Here is an 11,774-nt window from a genome sequence, read left to right as displayed (position 1 = left end):
TCCATGCCGAACTCAGAAGTGAAATGCTGTAATGCCGATGGTAGTGTTGGGTTTCCCAATGTGAGAGTAGGTCACCATCAGGTTCCAAATTAGAAACCCCAGTTACGAGAGTGACTGGGGTTTTGTTGTTTTTTTATATTTTCTCAACATCTTCAAAAATAGGGTGTATGAAATAGGTTATACGAAAAAAATGAGTAGGGGCGTATTGCATACGCCCTAGAACCTGATGTTCCCATAATTTGAGAAGAAAAGAGATCGAGCATGGGCGTATACAATACGCCCCTACATTAGATTGAAATATAGTCAATTTTGTGCGGGTTATAATCATTCTAATAGCTAAAAATGTATTTGCAATCTAAGATAATTATGTGTAAAATCGGCAAACTTTTAACTCAATTTAATCTATTATTTAACTAAATACACTTGACACCTTATATGGCAAAAACACAAAATCTAAGCAAGCAAGCAAGCAAGCAAGCAAGCAAGCAAGCAAGCAAGCAAGCAAGCAAGCAAGCAAGCAAGCAAGCAAGCAAGGTTAAGCAGAGTAGGCAAACAATTTAGCATTTCCTTTATTGGGAAGTGCTTTTTTTGTTTGCCTTAAAACTCACTGGCAGTTTTTGTTGTTAGGGTGTTTTTATTTTCTCTTTTCAATCGGTTTTATCGTTGAAAAGTCTATTTTACTAACTTATTTTATGAACAAATAAATTCAGGAGATGTTTATGAGCGTTTTACTTAAAGTTAAAACCCAAGGTAATACTCAAACCGTTGAAGTTGCCAAGAATGTGGCAAATCAAGCGGTTAAAATTCAGCATGTCGGCGGTAACGCAGTTTACGAATTGCTTGACCAAGATACCGGCGTTGCCCCACAACAAATTGTGACCAAACGCGTGGGTGATGATTTACATATCACTTTCCAAGATTCACAAGACGAAGATTTAATTATCGCGGATTATTATAATGATCCTGCATTAATTCAAGGTTTAGCCGAAAACGGACAATATTACGCTTATATTCCAGCCAACGGCGAATCTGCAAGTGCCATTGCTGCACTAAATGACAGCATGCTTGCCAGCGAAGTATTAGGTGGTGATGCAATCATTGCAGGTTGGTTACCGCATTGGGGTTGGATCGCCGCCGGCGTTGCTGCGATTGCAGGCATTGCGATTGCAGCGGGTTCAAGTGGTTCATCTGGTTCAGGTGATACAACCGCACCATCTGCCCCAGAAGTAACCGCAAAAGCGAACGGCGACGTAGACGTTAAAGTTCCAGCGAACGCTAACGCTGGCGACAGCGTTGAAGTAAAATACACCGACAAAGACGGTAATGAAAAAACTGCAACCTTAACCAAACAAGCGGATGGTTCTTGGACATCTAATGATAATAACGTACCAGCAATCCCTGCAGGTTCAGACACTACCACAATCAAAGGCGAAAACCTACAAGAAGGTACAGATGTAACTGTTATTGCCAAAGATCCAGCAGGTAACACTTCTGAAATTGCAACAGCAACCACAGACAGCATACCCCCATCTTCACCAGAAGTCACATCAGGCAAAAACGGCGACGTAACCGTTAAAGTACCAGCAGACGCAAAAACTGGCGATATGGTTGAAGTAAAATACACTGACGAAAATGGCGAAGAAAAAACCGCAGTTTTAACTAAACAAGAAGACGGTTCTTGGGCTTCTGATAATGAAGACGTACCAACAATCCCAGCAGGTTCAGACAGCACCACAATCAAAGGCGAAAACCTACAAGAAGGTTCAGAAGTTAGCGTCATTGCCAAAGACCCAGCAGGTAACGAATCTGCACCAGCGGCAACTGCAATTTCTGACTCAACCGCACCAGAAGCACCAGAAGTAGCTGCCAAAGAAGGCGGTGATGTAGAAGTTACCGTACCAGCAGATGCCAAAGCTGGCGACGAAGTTGTAGTAAAATACACCGACGAAAACGGTGAAGAAAAAACTGCAACCTTAACCAAACAAGAAGACGGTTCTTGGACTACTGACAACGAAGACGTGCCAGCAATTCCAGCAGGTTCAAACACCACAACCATTGATGGCGACAACCTAAAAGAAGGCACACCAGTAACAGTTACCGCGAAAGACTCGCTTGGTAACGAATCAACTGCAACTGTTGTAACCCCAGATGCAACTGCACCATCTGCACCAGAAGCAACAGCAGGTAAAAACGGCGACGTAACCGTTAAAGTACCATCTGATGCAGAAACTGGCGACAGCGTTGAAGTAAAATACACTGACGAAAACGGTGAAGAAAAAACTGCTACCTTAACCAAACAAGCAGACGGTTCTTGGACTTCTAACAACGAAGACGTACCAGCAATCCCAGCCGATAAAGACAGCACCACAATTTCAGGCAGCAACCTAAAAGAAGGTGAACCTGTAACTGCGGTTGCCAAAGACCCAGCAGGTAACGAATCAGCACCTGCAACAGCAACGTCTGATGCCACTGCACCATCTGCACCGCAAGCAACAGCTGGCGAAGGCGGTAATGTAACCATTACAGTACCAGCAGACGCAGAAGCAGGCGACACAGTTGAGATCACCTATAAAGATGAAAACGGCGCAGAAAAAACTGCAACCCTAACCAAACAGGATGACGGTTCTTGGACTTCGGATAATACTGACGTACCAGCAATCCCAACAGGTTCAGACACCACCATTTTAGGTCGCAGCGTAAAAGAAGGCGAACCAGTCACTGCGGTTGCCAAAGACCCAGCAGGTAACACATCAGATGAAGCGACTGCAACCCCTGATGCCACTGCACCATCTAAACCACAAGCCGAAGCAGGCGAAGGTGGCGACATCACAGTAACTGTGCCAGCAGATTCAAATCCGGGCGACAGCGTTGAAGTACAATACACTGACGAAAACGGTCAGCCACAAACTGCAACCCTAACCAAACAACCAGACGGTTCTTGGGCTTCGGATAACGAAGACGTGCCAGCTATTCCAGCAGGTCAAAACACCACAACCATTGATGGCGAAAACCTAAAAGATGGCGAGCCAGTAAAAGTTGTAGCCAAAGACCCAGCAGGTAACGAATCAGAACCTGTTATCGTCACATCAGATGCCACTGCACCATCTGCCCCAGAAGCGACTGCAAAAGCAGGCGGTGATGTAGAAATCAAAGTACCAGCAGACGCAAACCCTGGCGACACTGTTGTTATCACTTATAAAGATGAAAATGGTGCGGACAAAACTGCAACCCTAACCAAACAAGATGATGGTTCTTGGCAGTCTAACAGCCCTGATGTACCAATGGTTCCAGCAGGTGCTGACACTACTACTATCTCAGGCGCACAATTACAAGAAGGTTCACCTGTAAAAGCAGTAGCCAAAGACCAAGCGGGCAACACATCAGACGAAGCAACAGCAACATCTGACAGCACAGCGCCATCTGCACCAGTAGCAGAAGCGCAAGCAGACGGCGATGTAGAAATTACCGTACCAGCAGACGCGAAAGAAGGCGATACCGTTGAAGTGGAATACACTGATGAAAACGGTGAAGAAAAAACCGCAGTTTTAACTAAACAAGCAGATGGTTCTTGGAAATCTGATAATGAAGATGTACCAGATGTTGCCAAAGATGAAACCAGCACCACAATTCCAGGCGCACAATTACAAGAAGGCGCACCTGTCACTGCGGTTGCCAAAGACCCAGCAGGTAACACATCAGACGAAGCGACAGCAACACCTGACAAAACTGCCCCAGAAGCCCCAACCGCCGAAGCAGCAGAAGATGGTGATGTAAAAGTAACCCCACCAACAGACGCAACGAGCGTAGAAGTGACTTACCCAGCGAAAACCGCAGGGGAAGATCCAGTTGTCGTTACTGCAACCAAAGGCGACGACGGCAAATGGTCAATTGACAATGCCCCAGAAGGCGTAACAGTAGATCCTGAAACTGGCGTAATCACTGTTGATGGCGACAACCTAAACGACGGCGACGAAGTTAAAGCAACTGCCAAAGATGCAGCTGGCAACGAATCGCCAGAAGCAACTGCAACATCAGACAGCACAGCACCAGCAGCACCGACTGCCGAAGCAGTTGAAGGTGGCGCAGTAGAAGTAACTCCACCAACAGACGCAACTAGCGTAGAAGTGAGCTATCCAAACAAAGACGGTGGCGACGATGTTGTGGTAACTGCAACCAAAGGCGACGACGACAAATGGACACTTCCAGCAGATGCACCAGCAGGTGTAACTGTTGATGAAACCACTGGCGTAATCACCATTTCAGGCGACAACCTAAACGATGATGACGTAGTTACAGCAACTGCCAAAGATGCCGCAGGCAATGAATCGCCAGCAGCAACCGCAGTTTCAGACGGCACAGCACCAGATGCCCCAGACGTTGAAGCTGCACCAGGTGGCGACATTGACGTTACCCCACCAGCAGACGCAACCAGCGTAGAAGTAACCTACCCGAATAAAGACGGTGGCGACGATGTTGTGGTAACTGCAACCAAAGGCGACGACGACAAATGGACAATCGCAGATGCCCCAGCTGGCGTAACCATTGACGAAGACACAGGCATCATCACAGTATCTGGCGACAACTTAAACGACGGCGACGAAGTAAAAGCGGTAGCCAAAGATGACGCAGGTAACGTTTCAGCCGAAGACAGCGCAGCATCAGACAGCCAAGCACCATCTGCGCCAAACGCAGAAGCGGTTGAAGGCGGTGCAGTAGAAGTCACACCACCAACAGATGCAGACGTTGCGAAAGTTACAGTGAAATACGGCACAACCGAATTCACGGCAACCAAAGACGCAGACGGCAACTGGCAGTTACCAACTAACGCACCTGAGAATGTAACGATTGACCCTGCAACAGGCGTAATCACCATTCCAGCAAGCGAATTGCCAAATGACGAAACCGTGACTGCAACGGCACTTGACGCAGCAGAAAACGTATCAGGCGCGGCAACAGCAACACCTGACAGCACCCCACCATCTGAACCAGAGCTTAATGCCAAAGCAGGCGGCGATGTAGAAGTAACTGTACCAACAACTGCAAACGAAGGCGACACGGTTGTTATCACTTATAAAGATGAAACAGGCGCTGAACAAACGGCTACTTTAACCAAAAAAGCAGACGGTTCTTGGGAATCTGACAACCCAGATGTACCAAATGTTGAAGCAGGTCAAACCACAACCACCATTGACGGCGCAAACCTAAAAGAAGGTGATGCAGTTAAAGCGATTGCAACTGACCCAGCAGGCAACAAATCAATCGAAGCGACAGCAACGCCTGACGCTAGCGTAACTGCGCCTACAACAACCGAAGACGCAAGCCTTGTTACCATTACACCACCAACAGATGATGACACAGCCACTGTTGTCGTGAAATACCAAAACAAAGCAGGCGAGGAAGTCACCGTAACCGCAACCAAAGACGCAGAAGGCAAATGGACAGCAACAGCAAGCGACGGCAGCACCGTAAACATTGATGAAGCAACAGGCGTAATCACGCTTAACAAAGACAGCGACATCAAAGACGGCTCGCCAGTAACTGCAACCGCAACTGACGCCTTAGGCAACACATCAGAAGACGCAACGGCAGCGTACAAAACCATTACCTTTGATACCACGCCGGAAAAACCAGAAGTTACCACTGTTGCACATCCAGATTCATTAACCAATGAAGAAAGAGAAACTGTGAAACAAGCGGTGATTGATGCGAACACTGATATTGCTGATAAGATTGCAAGCGTTGAAGTAGCAGAAGACGGCAAAGTCACCGTAACTTACACCGACGGTTCAACTGACGAAATCGCAGGCACAACAGTAGAAGCAATCACAACTGGCACAGATCCGATTCCACCTGCGGCAACCCCAGTGGATAATCTAGCTCAATTAACTGATGAAGAAAAAGCAGCAGTTAAGAAAGCAGTAGAAGAAGCCAACAAAGACAACTTCCCACCACAAACCCAAGTGGACGTTGCTGATGATGGTAAAGTTACTGTAACTTATCCTGATGGTACAACTGATGAAATTCCAGCTGCGGATGTCGTTAAACAAAGCATTGCAGGTACAACTGAGCCAAATGCAGTACAAACGCCAGTGGAAAACACTGCGCAATTAACAGAAGCTGAGCAAGCGAAAGTTAAAGATGCATTGAAAGAAGCCAACAAAGACAACACCGATATCACCGATATCACGGTTGCCGAAGATGGTACAGCCACTGTAACTTATAAAGATGGTTCAACCGACACCATTCCAGCAAGTCAAACAGTGAAACCAAGCATTGCCAGCACAACTGAGCCTGCTGCGGTACAAACCCCAGTGGAAAACACTGCACAATTGACAGAAGCTGAACAAGCGAAAGTGAAAGCTGCGTTAGAAGAAGCCAACAAAGACAACACCGATATCACAAGTATCACTGTTGCCCAAGATGGTACAGCAACTGTAACTTATACAGACGGTTCAACTGACACTATTCAACCAGCTGACACAGTAAAACCAAGTATTGCCAGCACAACTGAGCCTGCTGCGGTACAAACCCCAGTGGAAAACACTGCACAATTGACAGAAGCTGAGCAAGCGAAAGTGAAAGCAGCGTTAGAAGAAGCCAACAAAGACAACGCCGATATCACAAGTATCACCGTTGCCCAAGATGGTACAGCAACTGTAACTTATAAAGACGGTTCAACTGACACTATTCAACCAGCTGACACAGTCAAACCAAGCATTGCTAGCACAACTGATCCTGTTGCGGTACAAACCCCAGTAGGAAACACTGCTCAATTAACATCAGAAGAGCAAACCAAAGTTGCGAACGCATTGAAAGAAGCCAACAAAGACAACACCGATATCACTGATATCACGGTTGCCGAAGATGGTACAGCGACTGTTACTTATAAAGATGGTTCAACAGACACTATTCAACCTGCTGACACTGTAAAAGAAGCGATTACCACACAAACTAACCCTGAAAAACCAGCGGTAACTGTGGTTAAAGATCCTGCTCACTTAGACGATACTGAAAAAGCAGCGGTTAAGAAAGCAGTTGAAGAAGCGAACACAGCGATTGCAGACAAGATTGAAAAAGTTGAAGTAGCAGAAGACGGTACAGTAACTGTAACCTACACTGACGGTTCAACAGACACCATTGAGCCTGCGAACACTGTAAAAGCTCAGATCACCAAAGATACTGACCCAACAGCACCAGCGGCAACCGAAGTGTCTAATCCTGATGCCTTAACGCAAGCTGAAAAAGATGCGATTAAGAAAGCGGTTCAAGATAACAACACGGATATTGCAGACAAGATTGCCAGCATTGAAGTAGACGACAAAGGTAATGTAACCGTAACTTATACGGATAACTCACAAGACACCATTGACAAGTCTATCACCGTGAAAAATGACGTTACAGACGCACAAGAAACAGACGTAACGCCAGCGGTAACCAATGTGAAAAACGATCAAGCCTTAACTGCGGAAGAAAAAGAAGCGGTTAAACAAGCGATCAAAGATGCGAACCCAGACAACAAAGTATCGTTAGACACCACAACCATTGATGTAGACGACAAAGGTAATGTAACCATCACTTATGCAGACGGTTCAAAAGACACCTTAACGCCTGATCAAACAGTGAAAGACACCACCGCGCCAACGGCTAACCCACAAGTAAGCCAAGCGGCGAATGGCGACGTAACCTTTGACTTCAACGTTGCAGGTTCAAGCTATGTTGCAGGCGACAAAGTTGTGATTAGCTTCACGCAACCACAAGCGACTGAACCAACCGTAATTACTTACCAATTAGGTACAGACGGCACAACGTGGACAGAAGTAGACGCAAGCGGTAACCCAGTTACAACTGCGACTATTCCATCAATGGGCATTAGCACAAGCTCAACAACATTCGCCTTAGGTGCAGCTGTTGTTAAAGATGGTACGGAAATCAGCATTCACGCCGAAGACCACGCTGGCAATAAAACAGGTTCAGACACCGAAACAGCGAAAGACTTTGCGGTGAACTTGAACTCGGGCGCTAATGGCTTAACAATGACCGAAGCAGCGTCTAACACTGCAAACGGCAATGTAACCATTACCTTACCACAACAAGGTGGTGGCGAAACCAACCGCAGTGAAGGTGGCGATAAGATTGTATTTACCTTAACTGGTGCGAATGGTCAGGACTTCACAATTACTGCAACCAAAAACAGCACCGCAATCGGCACTGCTGACCACTCTTGGACAGTAGACACATCGGCTGTACCTGCTGAATATCAATCAATGATCACAATCAGCAACAACAACCCGAATGGTCAAGGTATAAGCAGTATTAACATTAACGATGCTGCCTTAAAAAATGGCTCAAAAATTACCGCAGTTACAACTGATGCAGGCTTGAACACTACAAACGCATCGCAAACAGCTGAAATCACGTTGAAAACGGTAACAGATTTGCAAGATGCCCAACCTTATGCCGAAGTTGAAGTATCTAGCACCACAAATTTAAGCGCAGACGACAAAGCAGCGATTGAAGCCGCAGCGAAACAAGCCAACCCGAACTTGCCAGCAGACACCACTTACACAGTGAATGATGACGGCTCAGTAACGGTAACTTATAGCGACGGTTCAACCGACACCTTAGCATCTGCAATTAAACAACGTGCAGACTTAACTGCGCCAGACGTTGTTGCACAAGATAACGGCAGCGTAACCGTAGCCTTACCAACATCAGTTGCAGAAGGCGACACAGTTACGATCAAAGTACAAGTGCCAACCGCAGCAGGTGGTACAACCGCAGTGGAATTAACCACCACTTACACCAACGGCGCGTGGACAGCATTAACGCCTAACGACGCAGTAAAAGCAGAACTTTCAGGCAGCACGGTAACCATTCCAGCAGCCAACGTTCGCGATTTAACTGATGTAACCGCAATCACAACACGTGGTGCAGATTCGCTTAGCGACACCGACAAAGCGAAAGACTTGAACCCAGAGTTAGCGGACATCACAGCTGCCAACGGCAAAGTTACCGTAACCTTCCCAACCACAGGTATGGAAGCTGGCGATAAATTAACCGTAACAGGCGACGATCCAAACTCAACCGACGCAACCACATTGGTTTACACCTACAACGGCACAGCGTGGGTAGATGCAAGCGGTGCAACAGCAACGTCAAAAGAGCTTGAAGGCTACAACTACGTGAAAGCGACTGTAACCGAAGCAGACGGCAGCACAGAAGTCATCAGCAAAGAGTACAAAGCAACATTGACTGCACCAACCGTAACTGCACAAGAAAACGGTTCTGTGAATGTCGGCTTACCAACCACTGCGATTGATGGCGACACTGTGAAAATCACTGTGCCTTATCCAAACGCAAATGTGGACGGTTCATACACCGACACCGTAGTAACCTTAACTTACGCTAATGATGCTTGGGCAGTAACTGAAAACTCAAACAGCAACATCAACATCGCAATCTCAGGCTCAACAGCAACTGTTTCTGCCGAAGATGCGCGTGATGGTCAAAAAGTGATTGCCGAAGCGTTCCGTGATGATGCGTCTGTGGGTAAAGCAGAAGATACCGCGGCTGAAACCACACCGAAATGGATTGAGTTCACCACCAATGGCGGCTTCGTACAAGCCTACTACCCAACCGAAGGTATGGAAAACGGCGACACCGTACATATGCACCTTGTAGACAGCTACGGCGGTACAACTGACCGTACTTACACCTACACTGTTCTTGCTAACGGCGAAGGCAGATGGGTAAATAACGCATCTGGCTACGAAGACATCGGCACGATTGTAGGTAACGCCGATATTTGGGGTACATTAACCATTGACATCACTGATGCAAGCGATGGCGAAGTGGAAACTCATATCTATCGTAACCAAGCAGCCAAAGCACCAGAATTGCGTGCCTTGAATGACGGTAGCGTGTTGATTTATATGCCAATCGGTATGGAAAAAGTAACTGTTGATTACATTGATGAAAACGGTCAGTCACAAACTGCAACCTTGACTGCACAACTTGATAGCAAAGGCGAAGCGACTGGCGTTTGGACAAGTAATGATCCGAACGTGATTATGAAAGACGGTAGCTATGCAACCTTGAAAGCAAGTGCGGTGCAAGATGCGTCAGTTGTTACTGCAACAGCTTACTCATTCACTGGTAACACGAAAGACACCACCACAACCACAAAAGCAGATCCAAGTTACTTCAAAGAAGAGAACTTAGCTCAGACTTATGTCGGTTCAGAAACTGCGGGTGGCGATTACGCTGCAACAGCGAATGAGAATAAACCAAGTCAGTCAATGTTTGAAACTTACCGCTTATTCGGTGGTACGGGTACAAATGCGAATGAAGCAAATACAGCGAGTGGTAACACGGGTAATGACAAACTGACATACCGCGGTAACATTAATAATGTTCAAAATATGTGGACAGATAACAGTGCAGGTGCAAACGATGCCTTCATTATTCGCGGCGACTACGGCGATGTGAACAACGTTAATCGTGCAGCCTTTATGAATATGGCAGGACAACGCGCTGCATCTCAGGCAGTTCCATATGATGATGCCTTGATTATTGAAGGTCAAATGAAAGGCTTATCAAGCTATACACGTTCAGATTACACCGTGAAGATTGAAACCAGTGGCACTGGCGCTGGCTGGATGCACTCTGCAAATGGTGTGGACACTGGTACAGGTAACGACTTAGTTTGGATCGGTGCAAGTAACGGTGCAACCAACGTGTACTACCGTGCAGAAGATGGCACTTACCACTTAACCCAAGTGGAAGGTTCTGTGTTGTATAACGGCACATTGGCACAAACCGTTGCAAGCTCTGACTCAACTGGCGGTCAAGGTGGTAACGTTGTGAACTCTGACATCATCTTAGGCGCAGGCAACGATACCTTAATCGTTGAAGGCTGGTATAAAGATGGTAACAACAGCCATTTAGGTGCAGATAGCTATACTTACGATAAAGTTGAGTATGCTGCAATCTACAACAGCTTAGTTGATGTAGGCTCTGGTATGAATCATATCGTAGTAAACGGTAATGACTTAAATCACTATGCGTTCTCATACAACCATATGATTATCAGCTCTTGGATCACTGACGGCGGTCAAGCAGGTGAAACCACCATTAACGCTCAGGGTATTCAAAACTCACACATCAGCCTAACAGGCGGTGGTGATGATACAATTACCATTGAGTACGGTACAAGCCAAGCACGTGGTGCTTATGATGCGTGGAATAACGTTTCATCAACTGGCAACGACATCAACTTAGGCGACGGTATTGATACGCTTGTCTTCACAGGCACGCATTTCAACTACAACCTAAGCCAAATGTCTAGCACAGCAATGTCTGCGGAAAATATCATTGTTACAGGTAATAACAACACCGTAACCGTGGGATTAAACGACTTGTTGAATGCTGATGGTACAGTTGCTCTTGATGCAGAAATCGGACAAAACGGCAGAACAGTATTGCGTATCGTAGATGAAGGTTCAAACAACACAGTGGACTTAGATCTAGATAAATTCACCAAAACTGGCGACACCGTTGTTGACCAAGGCGATGCAACATACGATGTGTATAAAGCATCAGGCTACGACAACTTGTACGTTTACATTGAACAAAGTTTCACTGTAATCTAACCCAAGCCTTAGGCTAAAAACCAAAACCGCGGTAGAAATGATCTGACCCCAAAAAGTTAGACACTTACATCAAGGACTGACGACGATATTGTATCGGACTCAGTCCTTTTAATTTTAACTGAA

Annotated in this window: 2 protein-coding genes and 1 rRNA gene; 2 read left to right on the top strand and 1 reads right to left on the bottom strand. The window is 46.3% G+C overall.

The genetic code is table 11. The features are described from left to right. A 5S ribosomal RNA gene (rrf, locus tag ACTG7X_RS10895) occupies positions 1-83 on the top strand; the annotation flags it as partial. A 636-nt stretch (positions 84-719) separates the two neighbouring features. Continuing rightward, entirely contained in the window at positions 720-11,651 is a 10,932-nt protein-coding gene (locus tag ACTG7X_RS10890) for a hypothetical protein (RefSeq protein ID WP_439258470.1), read from the top strand. A 64-nt stretch (positions 11,652-11,715) separates the two neighbouring features. On the opposite strand, the gene ACTG7X_RS10885 is transcribed toward ACTG7X_RS10890, so the two are convergent. Beyond that, positions 11,716-11,774 (bottom strand): IS3 family transposase (locus tag ACTG7X_RS10885; protein ID WP_439258471.1); only part of this gene is annotated, 59 nt, incomplete at its 5' end.

Origin of the sequence: Lonepinella sp. BR2271 (assembly GCF_051851515.1) — a bacterium.
Lineage (GTDB): Bacteria > Pseudomonadota > Gammaproteobacteria > Enterobacterales > Pasteurellaceae > Lonepinella.
This window is presented reverse-complemented; position numbering and strand designations above follow the sequence as displayed.